The following is a 22,208-nucleotide window of genomic DNA, read 5'->3' on the forward strand; positions in this document are numbered from 1 at the left end:
CCCTAAATTATGCTGGTTATCTTCTTTTAAATCTTTTTTACCTGGTCTTAATAAAAATGGAGCGGGTGATGGGAATCGAACCCACATGGCCAGCTTGGAAGGCTGGGGCTTTACCACTAAGCTACACCCGCATATTTCTGGTGGAAGGAGCAGGATTTGAACCTGCGTAGACTAACGTCGGCAGATTTACAGTCTGCTGCCTTTAACCACTCGGCCATCCTTCCTCGATATTATGATTTAGGAGATTTTCTTCGAAACTGTCAACCATTCTTTAAGCTTGATTCAGAAAATTTAATAGGTTTCGTCGCTTCCTGCAGCCATCCTGTGGATTGTTCGTCGACCTTACTGGAAAGTTTTGTAAAAATTTTATCGTGATAAGCATTAATCCATTCGATTTCTTGCTTCGTTAGAAGCGAAACATCCATCAACATACGATCGATAGGAATCAGCGTTAGGGTCTTAAAACCTAAAAAGTTACTGTTTAATGGAATAACCAATAAAACTGATTCTATACGAATGCCATATTCGCCAGCTTTGTAATATCCGGGTTCGTTCGTGACAAGCATACCAGGTTGTAGAACGGCTCCGTGCCCACCCTTTCCAATTCGCTGGGGCCCTTCATGTACATTCAGATAACTGCCTATTCCATGCCCCGTACTGTGTTCATAATCTAAACCAACGTGCCAAAGAAATTGACGCGCCAGAACGTCCAATTGTTGACCAGTCGTGCCATCTGGGAAAATGATTGATGCCAAGGCAATATGACCTTTTAGGACTCGCGTAAATCGATCTTTCTGTTCATCAGTCGGTTGTCCAAGGGCAATTGTCCGCGTTGTGTCAGTTGTGCCATCCAGATATTGCCCCCCAGAATCAAGCAGATAAATGGCGTCTTCAGAAAGAATCGTGTTTGTTAAAGGGTCGGGATGATAATGAACAATTGCAGCATGAGGCCCCACCGCAGAAATAGTGGAGAAACTTTCCCCTTGGAAATACGTTTGTTTTTGGCGTTGTTTTAGAAGCTCCGCAACAGTATCTAATTCAGTTATTTTTTTGTTTTGATAGGATCGTTCAAGCCATGCCAAAAAATTGATCACAGCGATGCTGTCTCGCTCTTGTGCAGCTATAGCACCCGCTTGCTCCACGTCATTTTTTAAGGCCCGCCCCAAGATACAGGGGTCCGTCTCGTGAAGCACTTCAGCTTTTGCGTGTCTTAGACAATCCAAAATTTTTTGAGGAAGCTGACCAAAATCGACCCTAACCTTCTTGGTTGAAAATGACGAAACAACGTCTAAAAATTGTTTAAATTCACACCAAGACACTGGATCTCCACTATGGTTGCGGACGTCCTGAGTCACTTTCTTTAAATCTGTAAATGCTTGCACCCCTCCTCCATGATCAATTATCAAAAATGCCTGACAAGAGGGGGTAAAGGGTGTGTCATTGCTCCGCATGTTTAAAAGCCAGGAAATGGACTCTGGGTTAGTCATAATCATGTAATCTAGGCTTTTCAGTTTCATACTCGCCAAGATGGGCTCCAGTTTATTCTTAAAACTTTTACCACTGAATTCATCTGGATGTGGCACAAAAGGTTCACACGGTCGAACCGGTCTATCGACCCAGACTGCATCAATTAAATTGTCATCGCAGGGTTCTAAAGTAATTCCTAAAGGGTCCAAATGTTTTTTGTATGAAGATATTTGTTGAACCGTGTACAGCCAAGAATCGTAAAGCAAAACCTGACCAGCAGGAGAATGCTGACTCAACCATTTCTCAATGGAATCAACAGAATAAGGCTCAACGGAAAAATTTCGGGTCTCAACTTCTTGTGGAGCTTGTACTGTGTAACGACCATCAACGAACAGGGCCGCATGATTTGCCAAGACAATTACCAATCCCGCCGACCCTTTAAATCCCGTCAACCATTGTAGGCGATGGTCGCAATCGGCCATGTATTCGTTTTGAAAGCAGTTGCTGTAGGGAACCAAAAATCCCCAACCTTTAAAGGAAGATATTAACTGCCGGAGAGATTCAAGACGGAGAGAATGATTTTTATTCATAGATTCAATGCTCATTTTAAAAAAATTACCCTGCAGCTTTAGGGTCGGCTGTTAAAAGAAAAAACGATTTGACAACTTTTAAATTACCACTATGATTAAAGTTACAAAAATCAAAAGATGGAAAAAAAACCATGACACGCCGCAGAAATTCCATTATTCATTTGAAAGACTACCGTAGACTTGCACCCAGACATGTTCAATTAATACCTGTTGAAAAATTTTCAGAAAAGCGAAATTTTTTCAACGAAGGCATCATCCTTTTAATCCTTATTCTTGCGGGGGTGACAAGCCTGCAAGTGTTCAGCATGGAAACATATGAAATGGCTGAAAAAATTAGTTTCTTTCAGCAGCAGATTTAATCCAATTTCATTGCGCACATCCAGTAGATGATGATAGAAGCAAATTGATCATGTAATAATCGAATGGGACACTTACCATGTTTATAAAACCTTTCTTTATGACTGCATTATTGTGCTTGGTCACCATCCAAAACTGCAATTCTGAAAAGATAACAGTCTGGCATGGATTTGCGGGTGAATTGGGTATTCATTTTCAAAAAATCATAGACGTCTTCAATCAATCATTAAAGAGAGAAGGAAGCGCCTTTGAAATCGAGGTGGAGTTAAAGGGAAGTTACGATGATGTGGTAAAATCCTATTTGAGTGCGTCCAAGGAAACTAGGCCCGATATTGTTCAGGCCTATGAGATGGCAACGCGCAGTATGCTTGGAGCTAAGGATCCGGCCGGACATGCCGTATACATACCCATCCGGCAGATCATGCAACATGCTGGACTTGTATTAGACGAAGATAGCTTTCTGACTCAGGTTATTTTATTTTACAAAGCTGGAGGAGCGCAGTTTGTTTCTGTTCCGTTTAATATTTCCACAGTTGTCTTATACTACAATAAAACAGCATTAAATAATACAAAACTCAAACCGATTATTACATTTGAGGAATTTGATGAACAAATGGAAAAATTAAAAAGTGCCGGTGAACCTGCAGGTATGGGCGCTGGGTGGCTATCAGGACACCAAATTGATCAAATTGGCGGGCGACATAACAAACAAATTGCCACATACGGTAACGGGGTTGATAGCCCAGATGCGCGTTTATTCTTTGACCGATTTTTCACGTTTCATTTTAAGGCTTTACGGGACTGGTCTAAAAAGGGGTGGTTTTCTCTGGAACAAGGTCCAAAGGCCGAACAAGCCTTTGCAGACCGCAAGATCGTTTATTTAACGAACGGCGGGAATCGCCATTCTGACATTGCAAAACTTGTCAATGGTAAGTTCGAAATTGGCGTGACTGCTTTTCCATACTGGAGACAAGCTGGCAGTCCTTTTAATACTATCTCTGGTGGCGGGTCATTTTGGGTGGCGAATAAACCCCAATCGTGTGAACGAATGAAAGTTATTGCACAATTTCTAAACTATTTGGTCACACCTGAAGTTCAAGCCCAATGGCAGCGCATGACGGGTTATGTTCCCGTCGTAAAAAAAGCCTACGAGATTAACGTAAAGGAAGGTTTTTTTGATTCCACAGATTTAGGCGTCCAAGCCGCTAAAATAGCCTATGATTCCTTTACAACCAACCAACCCGGTACATTCAGTCGGGGCATCTTATTGGACAGTTTTCCCGGCATTCGCAAAATTGAAGTCCAACAAATGGAGAAATGCATTAAGGGAGAAATTAGTGCAGAAGACGCTATTAAAACGATAGAATCAGAAGGTAATAAGTTGCTAGATTCTAAGAATAGCTAGAGTTATTGAGATAAACCGGTGGCACTTTATTTTAAGTGCCGCCATAATTTTCTTTAGTCCTTGCAATACAGAATCCGAAAAACAGTAACGGCCGCGATAGATGCGATGATGTGCGCCGCCCCAAAAAGCCACAATTGATCTAAAAAGATTCGACCTGCAAAAACAGCCGTCGCAAAAGACCTTGCAAAGTTCGCGGACGTGTTTGTGACAGGAATGCTGACCAGGTGAATGGCAACCAATGTTATGCCAACCAAAAGTCCGCCGAAGCCCGCCGGAAAATTATTCCTGGTTGTACATAAAACCGCGAACACCAAGACCGCTGTCGTAACAACTTCTATGATGGCTGCCGCCATACACGTATATCCCATAGGTGAATGAGCGCCAAATCCGTTAGAGGCAAACCCCGCATGAACATCAAAGCCAGCCTTGCCAGAGGCGATCACGTAAACGATGGCGGCTCCCACAAGAGCCCCTGCTACTTGCATGATAATATACGGAATCACGTGACGCGCCTGAAATTTCCCAGCAAAGCAAAGTGCTAAAGTTACCGCCGGGTTGATATGACATCCCGAGACGGGCCCAATGGTGTACGCCAACAGCATCAACGTTAGCCCAAAAGCCAGTGAGACGCCCAAAAAGCCGATGGACGAACCAGCCAGCACAGCCGCCCCCACCCCCATGACAACCAAGAGCAATGTCCCTATAAATTCTGCAAAATATTTAGGCAGGTTCGAGCACATATACAATTTCCAAAAAAATTACTACAACTTTTAACATGATATCATTGTTTTTAGATTAATTTAAAACGATTTTTTGTTTTTAAGCTAAACATATATTATGCAATAAGATCCATTTATAAATATCATTAAATATATATTAACAATATAAACATACAATGAATTTACAATCATAAAATTAATATTTGGAATAAAAGATGTTTATTAATAAAATTATACAGAACTTACTTTTAGTATCGGCTCTTGGTGCGTCTGCGTATGCAACAGGGGCACAATCGGTGAGTGGACCTACCTTCCTGTTTAAAGGAAACGGCCCCCTTGATGGCAGCGGAGGGGCAGCGAATCCGCCACGACCCCGCGCCATTTTGCATGCGTTTGATTTGTCGCTTACGACTATTACAAGACCTGAAACCTTTAAACCCGACGATTCAACCCCCTCAGCGTTCACGGCTTCTAAGATGGACCCAATTAGCAATAGTTTCATAGACCGTGCCTCAAACAGAGGGTATTCACACATCCAAATATCCGCTACGCAGTATAATCCCACCGTTTATAACGTCTGGAGCGAAGCCTATAGACCTCTTGTTATGATTCTTGATGACCCACAAGCAACATCAACATCCCCTTCCTATAACTCTCGGCAAGCTTATTTAAACACCGTTAAGGATGCTTTAACGAGCGCGAGTGGTTCAACCTCTAACTTAATTGATCTAAAGAAATATGGGGCTACTATTCCAGATACGGCTAATAGTGGCAAGTATATTACTGTTGGGTATATGCTGCAAAGTGCACTATATGGTGGGCTCACAGACTTATTACCTCTCATTAATTACGCAAAAGCCAAGAATATTGGCTTTGTCGCAGACGTTGTGTTTAACCAAGTTGATGACTTTATGAAAGAACTAAAAGATAAAAGCAAACCTTCGACTTCGTTATTTACTTTGAGGCCAGCTTATATAAATGGTTACACGCCACAACTTGATACGACCAGGGTCTTTCCAACTGATGCAAAGGGTAATGGTTTTTTTACTCCATCATCATCATCATCCTGGAACTATGGTCCCCAATTTAACTTAAGCAATTCGTATGTGCAGGATATGATCGTTGGTTACCTACAGTTCCTTTATGACATTGGTATTGCAGGAATTCGTATAGATTATCTGTCTGCAACCAGTCCAGGCAATTGGCAAATAATTTTGCAAAAAGCATACAACAAAGGAGTCACTTTTAATCTTGGATACGGAGAAAAATTCGATTCTTGGCTTCCAAGTATTAGTCCCTACGCTCAAATCATGCCATTGGAAGACTTTACCTTACAACAAAACAGCCTAGGAACATCCTGCATTAATAATTTGAATAATGGTAGTATCAGTAGCCTTGTCATGCCGAATGCTCTTGGCAACACTCAATCAGCCGTTAACTTTACCGTAATACATGACATGTTCCCAAACATAGGGGGAAGCAGGTTTTGGTTTTACGGGGGATTTAACCAGCAGGGACAAGATAGCAATCATTCTTACACTTCCGATAAAAATATGATACACGTACCGAACCCAACCAATGTTAGCAGCTGCACAATTTGTGCCGCCCAGAGAACCAATCCCGCATTGATTATCAATTCACAGTTAGGTAACGCTTACCTGCTAGCAAAACGTGATGGATCGCCCCTCATCATACGGTTTGAAGATGAAGCAGGTAATTTGTCTGGCACTTCAGCAACAGCAACTGGTGACTTTGCTGATATCATAAAAAACGCTCTTGCCTTCAGAACAGCCATGGATGCCAAAAACGCTCCACACGAGTACATGGTAGCTCTTGATAGAAAAACATTACTAATTGCCCGGCAGTTTGGTTTTGCGGTCATTAATGTGGGTTTAAATAACCGCACCATCGCTTTGAGTGACCTTCAAAAGGTCCCCTCAGCGTATATACCCGACACTAGCTACACATCCGCTAATACCACAGGTTCCTATTACATAGACCTAGCAGACACAAACACGCCGCCTGCAAAGTATACAAAAACTTCATCCGGATTTAAAACTGGCGCAACCAACGCAACAGCCTCTTCAAGAAATGTTAAATACTTCGTCTTGCAAAACCCGCCAACATCTATGAGTTCAAGGTCAGTGGTGTTCGAGGCAAAGAACGCTAATACATCTAGTTTTGGGCAACAATTATTTGTTTTGGGTAATCATCCATTGTTGGGCAATTGGTCAGCCCGTCCTGACTTTTTGAATATCATGATGAATTTAAGCTCCACAGGCAATATGTATCCAAAATGGCAAACCATCCCCATCAGCTTTCCATCAGAATATTCTGTTTCCTATAAATTTGCGAAGGGAACTGTGGATGATAATCAACAACGTACAATAAATGAATGGGAACCAGGTAATAATCGGACCTTAAATGTTAATGCAGGATCAGATCTTCAGTATGAGTGGCGCAACTACGGAAGCTAAGTTAGCAAAACAGGCTGGGTAGGGGCAGCCGTTGTCCCCGCCAGCCTTGCCAGAGGCGATCATATAAACGGATAGACGCCCCCACAAGGGCGCCTGCCACTTGCATCACAATGTACGGCACCACCTGACGCGCCTAAAATTTCCCCGAAAAACAAAGCCCCAGTGTTACCGCCGGATTAATGTGACAGCCTGAGACAGGCCCAAGGGTATACGCCAACAGCATCAACGTAAGCCCCAACGCCAGAGAGACACCCAAAAAACCGATGGACGAACCAGCCAACACAGCCGCCCCCACCCCCATAACGATCAAAAGCAATGTTCCTATAAATTCTGCAAAATATTTAGACAGGTTCGAGCACATATACAATTTCCAAAAAAATTACTACAACTTTTAGCATGATATCATTGTTTTTAGATTAATTTAATAGAATTTTTTTGTTTCAGATTAAATTTATATTTTGTAACAAGATCCATTTTTAAACATTATTAACCACATGTTAACAACTTACATTCATAATATATTGATATTTATTAAATTAATATTGGTAGAAAAACATGCGTATTAATAAAATTATACAGGGCTTACTTTTAGTATCGGCTCTTGGTACCTCTGCGTATGCAACAGGGGCACAATCAGTCAGCGGACCGATGTTCTTGTTTAAAGGAAATGGCCCTCTTGATGGCAGCGGTGGAGCAGCGAATCCCCCCCGGCCTCGGGCCATTTTGCATGCGTTCGATCTGTCGTTAGTTCCCATTGAAAGATATCCAACGTTTGATTTTAGTTACTTTCCAATTTATAAAACTGCTAACATGAGCCCTCTCAATCAATCGTATATTGATACGTGCCAGCCAAAGGGGGTATTCACATATCCAAATTTCCCCTATGCAATATGCACCAGCTCTTTTGAACACATGGAATTCGGCTTATCAGCCTTATATCATGATTCTGAACGATCAGAATCTTACTCAACAACCCACAACTCAATCAAAACCTACAGCGCTCCCAGTGGCGCCATATGCACCTTACTACCCACGACCATTCAACGAACCATCTTACGGGGGGTACCAATGCGGCTTTTGGAAGTACAATGCTCCCTGGGAAAGTCCTGCTGTGTTTGATTCTGCCAATTGCATCCTCGTCAATGGGGTAGTACCTGCCTTAAAAGCTTCAGGACCAGCAAGCACCTCAATAGCAAATACCTTGTCCGATCTTACCAGTTATGGAGTTTCTATTCCGGACAGCACTTCAACGGCTCAAAACTCAAAGAAAAATATTACTGTCGGGTACATGCCACAAAGCAGGTTATATGGCGGCATTACGGACTTGACGACCTTTATTCAAGCAGCAAAAAACGTAACCCCATCAGTTGGTGTTATTGTTGACGTGGTCTTCGCCCACGTTACTTTTGATATGCAGGATGCAACTAATAAGGCTGTTTTGCACCCCATGAAAATTGCTGGTTTGAATGTTGCACAAGACTTCAAGACCTTTCCTGATGGCTTTTTCAAGTCACAGTCCAGTTGGGAGGGATTCGGTCCCCAGTTGAATTTAGGCAATTCGTATGTACAAGACATGATTGTTGGCTACTTAAGAATTCTTCGTGACATTGGGGTTGCCGGAATCCGTATAGATAATTCAAAGGCAACCAGCCCAAGTAATTGGCAGTCTATTTTTCAAAAAGCAAAGAATAAAGGCATCACCTTTGATCGTGGATATGGAGAAGCTTATGATTATAGTCTTTCTACAGTCACCCCCTATGCTCAAGTGACACCAATGGAGGATTTCATCTTACAAAACAGTCTGGCAAAATCATGTATTGCCAATTCAAACAATGGCAGCATTGGGAAACTTATCATGCCAGCAGCCCTTGGCAATGCTCAATCGGGAGCAACATTTTCCGTTAACCACGACATGTTTCCCAACATAGGAGGTAGCAGGAATGGGTTTTACAACAGTGGAATGCACACTTATGACTCTCTGGGTATGGTACATAACGCTAATGGTGGCACCGATCCTAAACAAACACTGCCAGGGAATCCTAGTATCTGTATAATTTGCGCAGAGGAACGAACAAACCCCGCATTTATTATCAATTCACAACTAGCTAACGCCTACCTGTTGGCTAAACGCGATGGATCACCCCTTATTATGCGCTTTGAAGATGAGGTTGGCTCCCAACCTGTATCCGCTGTGTCGCCTTACACCAAACAAAAGATACAAGTCGCCACCGGTGACTTTGCTGATATCATAAAAAATGCTCTTGCCTTCAGAAAAGCAATGGATGACAAAAATGCCCAATACGAATACATGGTGAAACTTGATGACAACACATTGTTAATTGCTCGTCAGTTTGGGTTTGCCGTGATTAATGTAGGGCCAAATAATCGCTCCATTACTTCGAACGACCTCAAAAAGGACTCCAATGTTAACATCCCCAACGGAGTATATAAGGATGAAGCTGGGGCTTCTTACACAAAGAGTTCAAGTAGCTTCAGCGCCACAGCTTATTCTAGAAATGTCAAATACTTTACTTATGATAGCTTCACAACTGTCTTTTCGTTACGTACCACAAAGTCAAATGTCTATTTGGTTGGAGGTGCTACGGAGTTGGGCAATTGGAATACGGCGAATGCTATCCCCATGTCTGGTTCTTCTGCATTAAGTATGTCTGTGAAATTCAACACACCATATGCTTCGGTGCCTTATAAGTATATCCAAAAAAATGGCGCCGCAATAACTTGGTACCCAGGAAATGATTTAACTATTCCAACCGGCGCCGCAACGACAAACGATACCTGGTAATGGTAAGGTCATGGATACAGAACGAGCGGCACGATCACGGTGGAAGCTAGAAATACAGAGGTGGTTAATGCCCGGGGCCGCTTTTCCCAAACACCACCACCCTTTCAATGCCTGACAGGTCAGGGTAGGTGGCCAGAAAAACCAACCCTGCCTGTTTTGCCACCCACCGAACCGTATCCCCCTGCCCCAGGCCAATCTCCAAAAAGGCTAGACTATAGGGGTGCATTAAAGCAGGAAGCTGAGGCAACAGGGCCCGATAAGCTGCCAGACCATCCTCCCCGGCATATAAAGCCTGATGGGGATCATACTGTTTCACCGAATCCTCCAGCAGATCGTTCAACCCAATATAGGGGGGGTTGCTGATCAATACGTCGAATGTCCCCTGCATCCCCTCTGCCCAGTTGCCCTTGATAAAAGAGGCCCGTTGATCCAAACCCAGCCGCCCAGCATTCTGTTGGGCCACGGCCAGGGCAGCATCGCTGATATCGACCCCCACCCCTAAACTGTTGGGATATTCCGATAATAAGCTTAGAAACAGACACCCCGTCCCTGTGCCAAAATCAATTATGGTTAATGGTATATCGTGATCAGGAAAATGTTCCAAGACAGCCTGAATCAAAGTCTCGCTGTCGGGCCTGGGATCCAGGGTATCGGCCGTCACCTTAAACGGTAGACTCCAAAATTCCCGCTGCCCTATAATTTTTGACAAGGGTTCGTTATTGCAACGGCGCTGGACTAAAGGGACCAACCGGTCAAAATCTTCGCCGCTGATGGCAGGCTCAAAAAAAACATCTGTATAAGATCGATTTTGAAGGAAGGCGATTAAAAGCGTCAGTTCACGCCTTGGGTTGTCTATCCCGGCCGCCTGGAGTTGGCTGATAAGGGTCTGCAAATCCTTTGAAAACGCCCTCAAGCCGCAACAATGCCTTTTTCTTTTAACAAATCTTGTAATTCACCTGCCTGGTGCATTTCGCGAACAATGTCACACCCACCAATGAATTCGCCCTGAAGATACAACTGCGGAATCGTTGGCCAATTGCTATAATCCTTAATCCCCTGGCGAATCTCAGGATCAGCCAAAACGTTAACCGCCTTGAATGGAATGCCCATCGACTTTAAAATTTGGATAACAATGGCGGAAAAACCGCACTGGGGAGTCTCTGCTGTTCCCTTCACGTACAAAACAACGGCATTTTGAGTAAGGTCATCTTGAATTCGTTCTTGCACAGTGATTGTCATAACGTATTTCCTTTTGAAGTTTCTGGGGGCAAAACGCCCGTTTTAAGTGCCATGGCGTGTAGGTCCCCGCCCATTTTACCGTTTAGCGCCTGATAGACCATTTGGTGCTGCTGCACCCTTGTTTTTCCAATAAAATCATCGCTTAAAACTGTTACTTGGTAATGGTCATTATCACCAGCTAAATCTTGTATTTCAATGACACCATCTTGGAAACAGTCGCGAAGCAACTTTTCCAAAACATTACTTGGCAGAGGCATTAAAGAATTTCCTCTCGAATCAACAAATCAGCCGGCCCACCCGCCTTTAAAAGCCCAAATTTCTCTGCCAATTTTTGGTACCGTGACCGCTGATCACAATGACCAAGATCTTCACCGCTTAAGGAATCAATGTCAAGGCGCTCCCCCGATTCAATGTCCAAAACGCAACAACTGTCGGCACTAATCTCGTCAATCAGAACAATTTGCGTGTCGCCCATGTAATCAGAAAGATAAACCCTACCAAACTCCAACTGATACCGTATAAGGCGTAAGCCAAGAGCAATAAACTGACCACACAAAAAGTCATTAATCCTCTGCGTCATTTCTTTGATGCAGTCCAATTCATCTTCATCCGCCCAGCCCAATGCCGTGATATGACGTTCTGAAATAACAGATTCCGCATAATCCTTACTTTTAACGTGAAACTCTGGAATAGCTTCAGGCAGCAGCATCCCCTCTTCAAGACCCAGACGTTTCGCAAAATTATCAATGGCTAAGTTATGGACAATCACATGACAGGGCAAATTCTGTGTAGCCCGCACCAATTGCTCGCGCATGTTAAGGCGACGTATTAAATGCGTCTGCACACCAATCTCATTCAGACGCACCATAAACATTTCCGATAGACGATTGTTAATAACACCCTTCCCAATCACGGAAACGCCGTCTTGTTTTTTGCAGTTATCTTTAAAATACAAAACGAAGGTACCCGGATCAGGCCCGTCAAACAAAGTCTTGGTGCGGCCTTCATAAAGATGACGACGGCGAGGCGGCTTTCTATCGCCCAACAAAGCTGGTTTAGAACCAATTGACATGCGCATAACCTTTATAAAATGCCCAATTTGTCTAGATACCTCTCTTAAACAATTTTTCAGAAGCTTCCGTCTCCCTTGCATCCCATTTGTCACCCCCGCGAAGGCGGGGGTCCAGTTGTATTATTATCTAGATTCCCGCTTGCGCGGGAATGACATCTGGAACGTTAAAGGGACGAGAAAAAACTTGCAAATCATTTGAAAGAGGTATAGCAAATTTTGCTTAAATCAGCAATCTTATTACTACTGAACATTAAGTGGGAATCACGGGTTACTATGTCAACACCAAAATTAAGCACCTTTCGAAAATTATGGCCATCTTTATGGCCGCAATGCATGCCGGGCGTTAGGGTGCGTGTTGTTATTGCCTCGGCCGCATTAATTTTATCAAAAATCGCTTTGTTGGCCACGCCCTTAACTTGGAAATATGCTGTAGATCACCTGATGCATAACCCTAAGATTATACCCTATTCCTTAATTATCTTTTATGGGGCGGCTCGTCTGGCGTCGTCCTTATTTTCAGAGGTTCGAGACGCCGTCTTTGCGCAAGTTGCCCAGCGTGCTTTACGCCAAATCGGGGTTAAGGTCTTTGAACATTTGCACCATTTAAGTTTACGGTTCCACCTTGACCGCCAAACAGGGGGAATCACCCGCATTATTGAACGAGGAACCAAGTCGATTGAAACTTTATTGACATTTCTGACATTTAGCATTTTACCCACTATCGTTGAAATCATTTTGGTCTGTGGGGCTTTGTGGTGGTTTTATGGTATCAGCTTTTCGATGGTAATTTTGGTCACCATGGCTGCCTACATATTTTACACCCTAAAGCTGACCGAGTGGCGCATTCATTATGTGCGTTCCATGAACGCCAGTGATAATTTGGCCCAGACCAAGGCCATAGATAGTTTGTTAAATTACGAAACAGTAAAATACTTTTCCAATGAGGTGCACGAGAAAAATCGATTTGATGCGGCTTTGCGGCAGTATGAAATCGCTGCTTTGCAAGGCAAAATCAGTTTATCGTACCTAAACATTGGGCAAGCTGTGATTATGTCTTTAGGGCTGATTGCTGTGATGGTATTGGCGAGCCTGGGCATTACTCAAAACACAATGACCACAGGTGATTTAATTGCCGTCAACCTTTTCCTGATTCAGTTGGCCATTCCTTTGTTTAACTTAGGTTTTGCCTACCGTGAAATTAAGCTGGCCCTGGTCAACTTAGAAGAAATGTTCCATTTGTTGGATGAACCGCAGGACATTAAGGATATACCCAATGCTCGGCCACTTGCCTTTAAGGGAGGTAAAGTTATTTTTGACAAGGTTAGCTTTGCCTATCAACCCATGGCGATTGCACTGACATCTCCTCAGCCTAGTTTTTAAAATTACGGTTTCTGCTATTTCCCAAACTTTTGTAGATTGATTTGATTTTGTAGGTTTTGAGAGATCTACTTCCTGTTTTTTTTATTTTTAGACACTATCCTCCCCTTTAAAAGACTTACCGTTTATATCAGTCAATCCGCTCAAACGCGCTTTAAATTGTGGTCAGCGGTTAGAATTTTCAATAAGTATTTGTTGTCCCAGCCTGCTACCTTCCGTCGACAGCTCACCCCTCGTTTATTCGTTTTTTCTTGCTTGAGTAGATTCAAAGCAATACGTCTCATGACAGCCAAATTCTTGGCCGCGTGGCCAACATGCACCTGGTTATGGTCTTCCCTAAAACCTACATCCAAAGACCAGTGCAGGTTAATTTCTATGTTCCAGTGTTTTCTGACAGCAACCATAAACTGATCAATATTTTCATAGGCTAAACTTGTTAGAAAGTAGCGGGTACTACGCTCAACCTGATTATTAGTTGTGCGTGTTGTTTCAAGCATGCCAACACCCTTTAACCCAGGCCAACGAAGTTGAAATACTGCCGGATCGCGTGCTGATACTAATGTATAGCGACGTGTTTCTATGCGACCATGATCATGGATCTTCTCTACTTTCCGTCGATTAAGCATCTTCTTGTACTGACGTGATTCTCCTATATGGAAAATTGCCTTGACCATTTCATGAAGCTTCGGTTGATTATCTTTTAGAGCTAATACGTAGTCTGCACCTTGAATTAAGATCTCTTCAGCAATTGACTGCTGACAACCCATGGCGTCAATGGTGACTGTACTACCAGTAACATCAATCATCTTGAGTAATTTTGGAATGGCTGTAATTTCATTGGATTTTTCATCCGTTTTAACTTGCCCTAAAAGAAGACTTTGATTGCTTGCCCAGGCACTTACAATGTGTAGGGCTTTTTTCTCTTTTCTTCTGTTGCCAGAACCCCGTAGCGTTTTTCCATCAATAGCAATAATCTCAGAATTAACATCGATAGAGAGTGACTTGATCCATGCATAAAAGCAGGATTCAAATTGCTCTGGGTCAAGTATGGAAAACACACGGCCAAAAGTATCATGAGATGGCACACCATTAGGCAGCTCGAGAAATGTTGATAACCAATCGTATTTGGCTTTGCCAAATTCACTAATATCAACCCAGTTATCAGCGCCACAAATTGTGGCCAATATTGTTATTACCAAGATATCGTGCAATTTGTGAAGCTTGTTGTGGTTATCAATACGAGGATCGGCAAGAGGTTCAAAATGTTTGAGGAAAGTATCTGATAACTGCATCCCTGTTTCCTTTTTCTTTATTGAGAAAAAAGAATAATAACAACGGATAGAACAGCAGAAAAGCCGAATAAAAAATTAGGAAATAATTTTTAGAATACTAAACTAATTTTCAGTGCAATCGCCATGATTTGGGCCTAAGCCTTCCCCCAAAAAGAATTACCGTCAATTTAGCCCCTGCAGATATCCAAAAAGAAGGGTCCCATTACGATCTACCCATCGCCTTGGGCTTGATGGCCGCCATGGATGGTGTTGAACTGAGCCAGTACACGGCCCTTGGCGAACTGGGATTGGATGGTCGATTGGCAGCCGTGGTGGGTGTTTTGCCAGCTGCCATGAACGCTTTGATGCATCATCGGGGGTTAATCTGCCCAGAGGTCAGCAGTCGCGAAGCCGCCTGGGCTGGTGATTTAAAAATCTTAGCCGCCCCTAATTTATTAGCCCTTATGAATCATTTCAAGGGCACACAAGTGCTTCGCCCCCCCGTTGCTGAACTAGCCCCAGCATCGTTGTCTAATGGTCAAACCGTTGATTTAAAAGATATTAAGGGGCAATCCTTGGCGAAACGAGCCTTGGAAATTGCAGCCGCTGGTGGTCACAATATCTTGATGATGGGGCCCCCTGGTGCTGGAAAATCCATGTTGGCACGTTGTTTGCCAAGTCTGCTTCCTCCGCTGGAACCAGCCGAAGCTTTGGAAGTCACCATGATTCATAGTCTGGCTGGTTTGTTGCCCGAAAGCGGCTTGATTCATCAACGCCCCTTTCGCGACCCACATCATTCGGCATCTTTGGTCTCGCTGGTCGGGGGTGGGAATCGTGTCAAGCCGGGGGAAATATCCCTGGCCCACCAAGGGGTGTTGTTTTTAGACGAATTGCCCGAATTTTCGCGCCCAACTCTGGAATCTTTGCGTCAACCTTTAGAAACGGGGAAAATTGTTGTCGCAAGAGCCAACAACCATGCGACCTATCCTGCCCGAATCCAACTGGTTGCTGCCATGAACCCCTGTCGGTGTGGGTATTTTGGCGATTTAGAACGTCAATGTCATCGCGCCCCCGTTTGCGCCAATGACTATCAAAATAAAATCTCGGGCCCTTTATTGGATCGATTCGATTTATTGTTTCATGTGCAGGCCTTGAATGCTGATGAATTATTAAGTCAGCATGAATCCGAACCCAGCCACGTTGTGGCAAACCGGGTAAGAAAGGCCAGAAAACGTCAACAACACCGTCATCAAAATCTTTACAGCTGGTTAAATGCAACCATTGATGGTGATCACCTAAAGCAGATTGCTGAATTGGACGAGGAAGGTAAAGCGCTGTTAGGAAAAGCCGTTGAAAAATTGAGATTATCAGCTCGGAGCTATCATCGTATTTTGCGGGTAAGCCGAACCATCGCCGACCTGGAAGAGAGCCAATCCATTCGGAAGCATCATATTGCTGAAACGTTGGGGTATCGTCAAAAGACTTAATTTTAACTAAAACATACTAAATTTTTAAAAAGTTAACCAAAAATTAACGTTTATGCACTACTATGAAGGATGTTAAGAAACATTTTTTCTGGAGCCAGCATGCGCATACCTTTCATTCCTTTTATTCCTGTATACATCGCCGTATCAACCTTGATTTTCTTTCAGGCTGCGACCGCATCTTCTGTACAAAACGTCTCTTCGGAGCAAAACGCATCCGAAATTAGCGTAAGATGCATGATGAAACCTTATGAAGACGGTTGCACAAGCCAAATTTCTAAAAGCCAAGCTGCATTGGGCTTAGAACTTGCAATTGCAAGCGGTCAAGCAGGAGAACTGCACAATCCAGAGTCTAACATAAATGCTGCGATTGCTATGCAGCAGGCACAACAAGCACAGGCAAATGCTCGCGCTGCCGCCAATGCTGCTGCCTCAGCCGCCTAATTAACGTGGCAAAATAATGTGGTAAGATTAAGACTTCCGAAGAACTCACGCATTAAACCAGGGCGCGCTATCAAAAGCCCTGGTGACGTGATTACCGAAAAAGAAGTATCCAACCGTACGTTTCAAATTTACCGTTGGACGCCCACTTCTGACCTTTTTCAATCTGAAGCACCTAACCTTCCAAGATACGATCAATTCACCCTGAATATTAATCAATGCGGACCGATGGTTCTGGACGCGTTGATTTCCATCAAAAACAATCTAGACCCAAGTCTAACCTTTCGCCGATCATGCCGAGAGGGCGTTTGCGGAAGTTGTGCCATGAACATTGACGGGACAAATACGTTGGCCTGCATCAAGCCAATTTCCGAGGTAGAGGGAACAATTAAAATTACTCCACTGCCTCACATGCCGGTGATCAAAGACTTGGTCCCCGATTTAAAACACGCCTATGCTCAGTATGCATCCATTGAGCCCTGGTTAAAAATATCGTCACCCGCCCCCATAAACCAAGAACATAAACAAAGTCCAACGGATCGAGCCAAACTAGACGGCCTATGGGATTGTGTCCTCTGTTTTTGTTGTTCGACTGCCTGCCCCAGTTACTGGTGGAATGGTGATCAGTTTTTGGGCCCGGCCGTTCTTTTACAAAGCTTTCGATGGATAGAAGACAGTCGGGACGAAGGCCGCCAAGAACGCCTTGAACAACTAAACGACGAGATGAAATTGTACCGGTGCCACACCATCATGAATTGTGCGAAAACCTGTCCTAAAGGCTTAAACCCAGCCAAAGCGATTAGCCAGATTAAACAGAAAATCAGCCACGAGATTGATTAGAGAGTTTTTACTTGATAAGCATGGTGAGGTTAAAAATAATTAGTTTAAATTTTATATATTATTAAGCTTAATTTAATGCTTTCATGCCACATTAGAAATATGAGATTAAAAACTGCGCAGAATAACATGCTAAAAAAATTTTTAACCGTTACGTTCAGCTTATTTATTCTTTCATCTGTTTCGACCGATTATGCCCATGCCAGTGATGAAGCTTCGGCTAAGAAGAAAGAAACGGCAGCTAAAAACAAGGAAAAATCTGCCAAAGATAAGGAAAAGAAAGCTAAAAATAAAGAGAAAGCCGCAAAAGCTAAAGAGAAAAAAGCTAAAGATAAAGAAAAGGCAGCTCAAAAGGCAATAAAGGATGCTCAAAAAGCCTTAAAAGATGCGCAGAAAGAAGAAAAAGCCGATCAAAAAGAAGAAAAGGATGCTCAAAAAGAAGAGAAGAACGCGGAAAAGGCAGAAAAAGATGCATTAAATGATGAAAAGAAAGCCCAAAAAGCAGAAGCTGATGCCAAAAAGAAAGCTGATACCAAGAAGAAAGCTGATAATGATAAGAAAACGAAAAATAAAAGTGGGAGCTCTAAATCAAAAGCTTCTAGGTTTAGCGGATTCCTGGATAGTGCAAAGGAAAAAGCAAAAGAAGCCGCTCAGCAAGCTGCAGATTCTGAAATAGGGCAAGCTCTCAAGGAAAAAGCCGCTGAGAAAGCCGCTGAATATGAGGAAGCTGCTAAAGCAAAAGCCCTTGAAAAGGTTTCTAATTCCTCACTCGGCCAAAAGGCTTTGAATCTGAAAGAAAAGGCTGATCATTTAAAAGAGCAAGCGGATGGGGCTTTGGGGATAGCAGATAACGGTAACTCTTCTGATGACGCAGAAGAAGCACCAGCTGAAGACGAGGATTCTGCCGAAGATGATAATAGCGAAGGAGGCGAAGAATAATTCGCCTCCTAATAATTATTTGCCTTAGCCAAAAACTTTTAAAAAGCCAATTTTAACTTCTAACCACTAACGGCATATCATCCAAAAGGCTGACCCAGCCCTTTGGAAGCCACCTTTCTAGGCTCGCGTTTTCTGAAGGAAGACACCACAAGCTTGGATAAATTTGCCCTGCAACCGATTCAAGCTCCAGCCAATTATTAAGGGCAATTTCACGACTTTCCTTTCCATCAGAAACCTTTTTATAACCAGTTATCTTATCAACCAAACCTGCCCCAAACTGTTCTTGCTTCTGAAACCAAGAAATTACCCTTTTTAATCCCACAATAAAACCAGGAACAGGGGAACTTGTAAGCGCGGAAGACGTCAGTTGGAAAATTTGCGTTTCTCCGGTTGAGCTATCAATCACCTCTCCTGCACCGGCACTGTGCACATCGCCACCCAAGAAAATAACCTTTTTCCCCTTGGATTTTACAAAATTTGCCACAAACTTTTGTATAATGTGATTCCGCTCAGCGACATGCGTTGTGTATGACCATTCATCAACGCCATCCGTACTTAAATCTGTGTTACTTTGTTCAATAGGGTCTTTCTCAATCTTTTGATACAAAGATTTCAAACATGTATGTTTATTAAAAAACTGTAACATTTTAGTAAACGGATTAAGATTTTGATAAACCACTGGTATCTCAGTCACAAAGAAAAGATTTGTTTGATTGACGGCATTTAGTTTATTAAACATAAAGTTCAGCGATTCAGGTGAACTGATTTGATTCACCGTTCTTTCTGTTCGTGTATCAAGACCATAGAAAGCCATAGTTTCAAATTGCAAAAGGTAATTGTATGATAACAAAGAAGCGCCCTTAATGACCCCTATTAACCCCGTATCGCTGGGCCTTGTCTTTGTTGTGTGATGCTGGAAAAGCATGTAAAAACGTTCTGCAACTTGCTCTATTTTTGCCATAACCGGCGGAAGGTCAACGTAAGACCCTTTACCATTAAAATACTCGTGGTCACTGGAAAGTGATTTACTGGGAACTGTTGCTAAAAATTCCTTAAACCCTGGTTTGCAATAATGTGCACTATAGTACTGAAGAAGAGCGGTAGTCAGGTCATTTTCTACCTGCTGTGCTTTGTCATCAGATAAAGGTGCCATTCTGGTTTGCGTATCTGCCATCATCTGCGTATTCCGGCGAATTCGAACGGCAATTCTGGTTTTATCCGAATGGCCGTTCCGGTTTAATTCGAACGGTGAATCCGGTTTTATCCGAACGCGGATTCTGGTTTAATTCGAATACGAATCAAAGAGAAGCGAACTCTCCGATTTTATCTCATTTTTTCACCCCTTCATTGTTTGTGATTTCCGTTGTGTCATGCAAAGGACCCTCGATGTTTTTTTGTTTGGTGTTTTCCTGATCCTTTTCTTTACTCCTCACTTTTCTCATAGATTCCCCTTTAATTTCAAGCCTATAAGAATTATGAACCAACCTATCGAGGATAGCATCCGCTAACGTCTCATTTCCTATGGTTTCGTGCCAGAGTTTGACAGGAATCTGACTGGTGACAATCGTAGAGCGTTTATCATGTCGGTCATCCAAAACCTCCAATAAGTCACGGCGTTGCTCATCTGTCAGAATAGACAATCCAAAATCATCTAAAATTAAAACCTCCGTTTTAGCAAGTTCACTCATTCTTTTTCCATAACTCCCATCCCCCTTTCCAAGCTGCAATTCGCTAAGCAAGCGACTGAGGCGGCAGTAATGAACTTTATAACCTTGAAGGCAAGCCTTGTGGGCCAGAGCACAAGCCAAGAATGTTTTCCCCGTGCCACACGGCCCAACAATCAAAATATTATGATGAGAAGCAACCCATTGGCATTGAGAAAGTGTGGCCAACAAAGATTTGTCTAGGTTACGCTGACATGAATGGTCAATATCTTCAAGGCAGGCCGTCTGCTGTAGTTTGGCACTGCGCAAGCGTGCCTGTAATTGCCTGTTTTCCCGGGCGATGACTTCTGTATCAACCAACAAGCCAAGACGTTCTTCAAAGCTCAGCTGCGTTATGGTTGGTTGCTCCAGCTGTTCTTTAAAGGCTTTTGCCATAGAATGAAGACGAAGTTTTTGAAGGTTGTAAACAATTGGATTCAGTAACATGAAAGGGTCTCCTTTTTTAGATTATTTAAAGTATTTTTGGCCACGAATATATTCGTGAGAATCAGAGAGGCTATTGACTTCTGAGGACGAGGATAAAGACTGTTGATCCATCTTGTTCTTCAAAATAGATTCAACATTTTTGTAACTGTGGCCTCCTATCTCTAAAGCCCTTTTACAAGCCAGCTCTAAACGGTCTTCACCGTAACTCTTGCCGAGCCTTAAAATCCCAAGACACGTGCGAAACCCCTGTTGAGGATGGGCGCGTGAAGCCATGATGACTTCTATCAATTTTGCCGTTGCTTCCCCCGTTTTCTTGGCCCAAGAAACAATTCGTTCGGGTGTCCATTCCACCTGTGCTTGATGAGCTTTTGGCATGTGCAGAGTATTTGTCGTATATCCGTTGGCACCATAACTTCTGACATGGGTCGCGACACATTTATTCTGACAAAAAATTTCAACAATCGTCGGTCCATAGCGAACATAGAGAGATTCCTTTGCCAAGGCATAGGGAACACTGTAAAAATGCTTGTCTAACTCAATATGGTAGTTGAAGCCGGCTTTAACTTTTTTCCACTCGGCGTACTCATACCGAGTTGTTGGAAGGGATTTTAATGCCTGTTTCTCAAGGTCTTGAAAGTGGCTTAAACGGGATCCTGGCAGTTTTTGGAAAGGACGTCGGTTTAAGACATCCAAAAGTGGCTGAATAGCTTGGTTTAACTCGCTCAAGCTAAAAAAGGTACGGTTACGAAGCTTGGCCAGAATTTGTCTCTCGACTTGTTGGACTGCATTCTCAACTTTAGCTTTATCCTTCGGACTTCTTGACCTTGTTGGAATAATTGCGACGCCGTAATAAGAGGCCATATCTTGATAGGTTGGGTTGATATCAGGTTCGTAAAGATGCGCCTTATGGACCCCACTCTTTAAATTGTCTGGCACAACAATCTCTGGACAGCCACCATAATATTCAAACGCATTCACGTGAGACTTGATCCAGTCTGCAAGCGTTTGGGTCCATGTGGCCTCCACGTAGGTAAAACTGGACGCACCAAGCGCAGCTACAAAAATCTGTGCTTCACCGACTTCCCCTGTCGACGTATCCGTTACAACGGACATCGTTTGACCGGCATAATCCACAAAAAGTCTCTCTCCTGCTTTGTGGGTCTGGTGCATCCAGACATCAAGTGTTGAATTACGCCATCCTCGGTAAACGTCGCAGAACTGGCTGTAGCTAATCCCTTGGGGGTACTTTTCTTTATACTCACTCCATAATAATTGTAACGTAACATGCTTGCACTTGAGTTCTTTATGAATATAAATGCAATCAATCTCTCCCCGTTGTTCTTTATTGATTTTTTGAGCAGGCGGATACAGCTTGATCTCCAACTCTTCGTCGCCTAGATTGTCGGGCACAGGCCAGCTTAAGTTAACTGCTTTTGCCCTCTTGACGCCTTCAACCGCCGTACTCGCGCTAATGCCAATGCTCTTGGCTATCTCCTGGTAACTACATCCACAGCTGTACCGTAAACGTAAGATTTCTCTGATCTTTCTCATTGATATGTGACTCCGTGACATGGGCTGTT

At 43.2% G+C, this 22,208-nt stretch carries 20 protein-coding genes and 2 tRNA genes; 8 read left to right on the plus strand and 14 right to left on the minus strand.

Features of this window, described 5'->3' with window-relative positions; all coding sequences use genetic code 11:
• Positions 1-57: 57 nt before the first annotated feature.
• From EQU50_RS02165 to EQU50_RS02175, 3 genes are all read right to left on the minus strand, one after another.
• A tRNA-Gly gene (locus tag EQU50_RS02165) sits at positions 58-131 on the minus strand.
• A 7-nt stretch (positions 132-138) separates the two neighbouring features.
• Positions 139-224, minus strand: a tRNA-Tyr gene (locus EQU50_RS02170).
• A 36-nt stretch (positions 225-260) separates the two neighbouring features.
• Positions 261-2,057 (minus strand): aminopeptidase P family protein, encoded by a 1,797-nt coding sequence (locus EQU50_RS02175; protein ID WP_165380302.1) that lies wholly within the window; start codon positions 2,055-2,057, stop codon positions 261-263.
• A 436-nt stretch (positions 2,058-2,493) separates the two neighbouring features.
• Here EQU50_RS02175 and EQU50_RS02180 point away from each other — a divergent pair, with 436 nt between their 5' ends.
• Positions 2,494-3,819 (plus strand): extracellular solute-binding protein, encoded by a 1,326-nt coding sequence (locus tag EQU50_RS02180; RefSeq protein ID WP_130153527.1) that lies wholly within the window; start codon positions 2,494-2,496, stop codon positions 3,817-3,819.
• Between the two features lie 53 nt (positions 3,820-3,872).
• Here EQU50_RS02180 and EQU50_RS02185 read toward each other — a convergent pair whose 3' ends face one another.
• On the minus strand, positions 3,873-4,547 hold the full coding sequence (locus EQU50_RS02185) for an aquaporin (RefSeq protein WP_130153782.1): 675 nt from the start codon (positions 4,545-4,547) through the stop codon (positions 3,873-3,875).
• 206 nt (positions 4,548-4,753) lie between these two features.
• Between EQU50_RS02185 and EQU50_RS02190 the strand changes: the two genes are divergently transcribed.
• Entirely contained in the window at positions 4,754-7,015 is a 2,262-nt protein-coding gene (locus tag EQU50_RS02190; protein WP_130153528.1) for a carbohydrate-binding module family 20 domain-containing protein, read from the plus strand.
• Position 7,016: 1 nt separating this feature from the next.
• On the opposite strand, the gene EQU50_RS08565 is transcribed toward EQU50_RS02190, so the two are convergent.
• Together EQU50_RS08565 and EQU50_RS02195 are read right to left on the minus strand one after the other, a co-directional pair.
• Entirely contained in the window at positions 7,017-7,139 is a 123-nt protein-coding gene (locus EQU50_RS08565; RefSeq protein WP_277986308.1) for a hypothetical protein, read from the minus strand.
• 9 nt (positions 7,140-7,148) lie between these two features.
• Positions 7,149-7,376 carry an aquaporin gene (locus EQU50_RS02195; RefSeq protein ID WP_130153529.1) on the minus strand — a complete coding sequence of 76 codons (228 nt, stop codon included), beginning with the start codon at positions 7,374-7,376 and terminating at the stop codon, positions 7,149-7,151.
• Positions 7,377-7,898: 522 nt separating this feature from the next.
• On the opposite strand from EQU50_RS02195, the gene EQU50_RS02200 reads away from it, so the two are divergent.
• Entirely contained in the window at positions 7,899-9,818 is a 1,920-nt protein-coding gene (locus EQU50_RS02200) for a carbohydrate-binding module family 20 domain-containing protein (RefSeq protein WP_130153530.1), read from the plus strand.
• A 64-nt stretch (positions 9,819-9,882) separates the two neighbouring features.
• Here the strand turns inward: EQU50_RS02200 and prmC are convergent, their stop codons facing one another.
• Genes prmC through EQU50_RS02220 form a run of 4 tightly spaced genes read right to left on the minus strand, consistent with a single transcriptional unit; the run spans position 9,883 to position 12,129 of the window.
• Positions 9,883-10,731 carry a peptide chain release factor N(5)-glutamine methyltransferase gene (gene prmC / locus EQU50_RS02205; protein ID WP_165380303.1) on the minus strand — a complete coding sequence of 283 codons (849 nt, stop codon included), beginning with the start codon at positions 10,729-10,731 and terminating at the stop codon, positions 9,883-9,885.
• On the minus strand, positions 10,728-11,057 hold the full coding sequence (gene grxD, locus EQU50_RS02210) for a Grx4 family monothiol glutaredoxin (protein WP_130153532.1): 330 nt from the start codon (positions 11,055-11,057) through the stop codon (positions 10,728-10,730). The genes prmC and grxD overlap by 4 nt, the downstream gene beginning before the upstream one ends.
• Entirely contained in the window at positions 11,054-11,314 is a 261-nt protein-coding gene (locus EQU50_RS02215) for a BolA/IbaG family iron-sulfur metabolism protein (RefSeq protein ID WP_130153533.1), read from the minus strand. Before EQU50_RS02215 ends, grxD begins: the two co-directional genes overlap by 4 nt.
• A complete protein-coding gene (locus tag EQU50_RS02220; RefSeq protein ID WP_130153534.1) occupies positions 11,314-12,129 on the minus strand; it encodes a phosphoribosylaminoimidazolesuccinocarboxamide synthase in 816 nt (271 codons plus the stop codon). Before EQU50_RS02220 ends, EQU50_RS02215 begins: the two co-directional genes overlap by 1 nt.
• A 273-nt stretch (positions 12,130-12,402) precedes the next feature.
• Between EQU50_RS02220 and EQU50_RS02225 the strand changes: the two genes are divergently transcribed.
• Entirely contained in the window at positions 12,403-13,509 is a 1,107-nt protein-coding gene (locus tag EQU50_RS02225; RefSeq protein WP_130153535.1) for an ABC transporter transmembrane domain-containing protein, read from the plus strand.
• A gap of 140 nt (positions 13,510-13,649) precedes the next feature.
• Here the strand turns inward: EQU50_RS02225 and EQU50_RS02230 are convergent, their stop codons facing one another.
• Positions 13,650-14,798: an ISAs1 family transposase gene (locus tag EQU50_RS02230; RefSeq protein ID WP_130153184.1), complete on the minus strand. Its 1,149-nt coding sequence runs from the start codon at positions 14,796-14,798 to the stop codon at positions 13,650-13,652.
• A gap of 128 nt (positions 14,799-14,926) precedes the next feature.
• Here EQU50_RS02230 and EQU50_RS02235 point away from each other — a divergent pair, with 128 nt between their 5' ends.
• From EQU50_RS02235 to EQU50_RS02250, 4 genes are all read left to right on the plus strand, one after another.
• A complete protein-coding gene (locus tag EQU50_RS02235) occupies positions 14,927-16,264 on the plus strand; it encodes a YifB family Mg chelatase-like AAA ATPase (protein WP_130153536.1) in 1,338 nt (445 codons plus the stop codon).
• Positions 16,265-16,498: 234 nt separating this feature from the next.
• Positions 16,499-16,705, plus strand: a complete 207-nt coding sequence (locus EQU50_RS02240) for a hypothetical protein (protein WP_130153537.1) — start codon at positions 16,499-16,501, stop codon at positions 16,703-16,705.
• A gap of 18 nt (positions 16,706-16,723) precedes the next feature.
• Positions 16,724-17,542, plus strand: a complete 819-nt coding sequence (locus EQU50_RS02245) for a succinate dehydrogenase iron-sulfur subunit (RefSeq protein WP_130153538.1) — start codon at positions 16,724-16,726, stop codon at positions 17,540-17,542.
• Between the two features lie 126 nt (positions 17,543-17,668).
• The gene (locus EQU50_RS02250; protein ID WP_130153539.1) at positions 17,669-18,478 is read left to right on the plus strand and encodes a hypothetical protein; all 810 of its coding nucleotides are present in this window, start codon (positions 17,669-17,671) and stop codon (positions 18,476-18,478) included.
• A 52-nt stretch (positions 18,479-18,530) separates the two neighbouring features.
• Here EQU50_RS02250 and EQU50_RS02255 read toward each other — a convergent pair whose 3' ends face one another.
• The 3 genes from EQU50_RS02255 to istA all read right to left on the minus strand — a co-directional run bounded on the left by EQU50_RS02255 (position 18,531) and on the right by istA (position 22,179).
• The gene (locus tag EQU50_RS02255) at positions 18,531-19,655 is read right to left on the minus strand and encodes an alkaline phosphatase D family protein (protein WP_130153540.1); all 1,125 of its coding nucleotides are present in this window, start codon (positions 19,653-19,655) and stop codon (positions 18,531-18,533) included.
• Positions 19,656-19,806: 151 nt separating this feature from the next.
• Entirely contained in the window at positions 19,807-20,628 is an 822-nt protein-coding gene (gene istB / locus EQU50_RS02260; protein ID WP_130153461.1) for an IS21-like element helper ATPase IstB, read from the minus strand.
• Positions 20,629-20,649: 21 nt separating this feature from the next.
• On the minus strand, positions 20,650-22,179 hold the full coding sequence (istA, locus tag EQU50_RS02265) for an IS21 family transposase (protein WP_420886594.1): 1,530 nt from the start codon (positions 22,177-22,179) through the stop codon (positions 20,650-20,652).
• Positions 22,180-22,208 lie beyond the last annotated feature (29 nt).

Origin of the sequence: Candidatus Finniella inopinata (assembly GCF_004210305.1) — a bacterium.
GTDB classification, from domain to species: domain Bacteria; phylum Pseudomonadota; class Alphaproteobacteria; order Paracaedibacterales; family CAIULA01; genus Finniella; species Finniella inopinata_A.

Coding starts and splice junctions, on each gene's coding strand:
- EQU50_RS02175 (WP_165380302.1), bottom strand. CDS start 2,057: ATGAATAAAAATCATTCTCTCCGTCTTGAATCTCTCCGGCAGTTAATA.
- EQU50_RS02180 (WP_130153527.1), top strand. CDS start 2,494: ATGTTTATAAAACCTTTCTTTATGACTGCATTATTGTGCTTGGTCACC.
- EQU50_RS02190 (WP_130153528.1), top strand. CDS start 4,754: ATGTTTATTAATAAAATTATACAGAACTTACTTTTAGTATCGGCTCTT.
- EQU50_RS02195 (WP_130153529.1), bottom strand. CDS start 7,376: ATGTGCTCGAACCTGTCTAAATATTTTGCAGAATTTATAGGAACATTG.
- EQU50_RS02200 (WP_130153530.1), top strand. CDS start 7,899: ATGCAATATGCACCAGCTCTTTTGAACACATGGAATTCGGCTTATCAG.
- grxD (WP_130153532.1), bottom strand. CDS start 11,057: ATGACAATCACTGTGCAAGAACGAATTCAAGATGACCTTACTCAAAAT.
- EQU50_RS02215 (WP_130153533.1), bottom strand. CDS start 11,314: ATGCCTCTGCCAAGTAATGTTTTGGAAAAGTTGCTTCGCGACTGTTTC.
- EQU50_RS02220 (WP_130153534.1), bottom strand. CDS start 12,129: ATGTCAATTGGTTCTAAACCAGCTTTGTTGGGCGATAGAAAGCCGCCT.
- EQU50_RS02225 (WP_130153535.1), top strand. CDS start 12,403: ATGTCAACACCAAAATTAAGCACCTTTCGAAAATTATGGCCATCTTTA.
- EQU50_RS02230 (WP_130153184.1), bottom strand. CDS start 14,798: ATGCAGTTATCAGATACTTTCCTCAAACATTTTGAACCTCTTGCCGAT.
- EQU50_RS02240 (WP_130153537.1), top strand. CDS start 16,499: ATGATGAAACCTTATGAAGACGGTTGCACAAGCCAAATTTCTAAAAGC.
- EQU50_RS02250 (WP_130153539.1), top strand. CDS start 17,669: ATGCTAAAAAAATTTTTAACCGTTACGTTCAGCTTATTTATTCTTTCA.
- EQU50_RS02255 (WP_130153540.1), bottom strand. CDS start 19,655: ATGATGGCAGATACGCAAACCAGAATGGCACCTTTATCTGATGACAAA.
- istB (WP_130153461.1), bottom strand. CDS start 20,628: ATGTTACTGAATCCAATTGTTTACAACCTTCAAAAACTTCGTCTTCAT.
- istA (WP_420886594.1), bottom strand. CDS start 22,179: ATGAGAAAGATCAGAGAAATCTTACGTTTACGGTACAGCTGTGGATGT.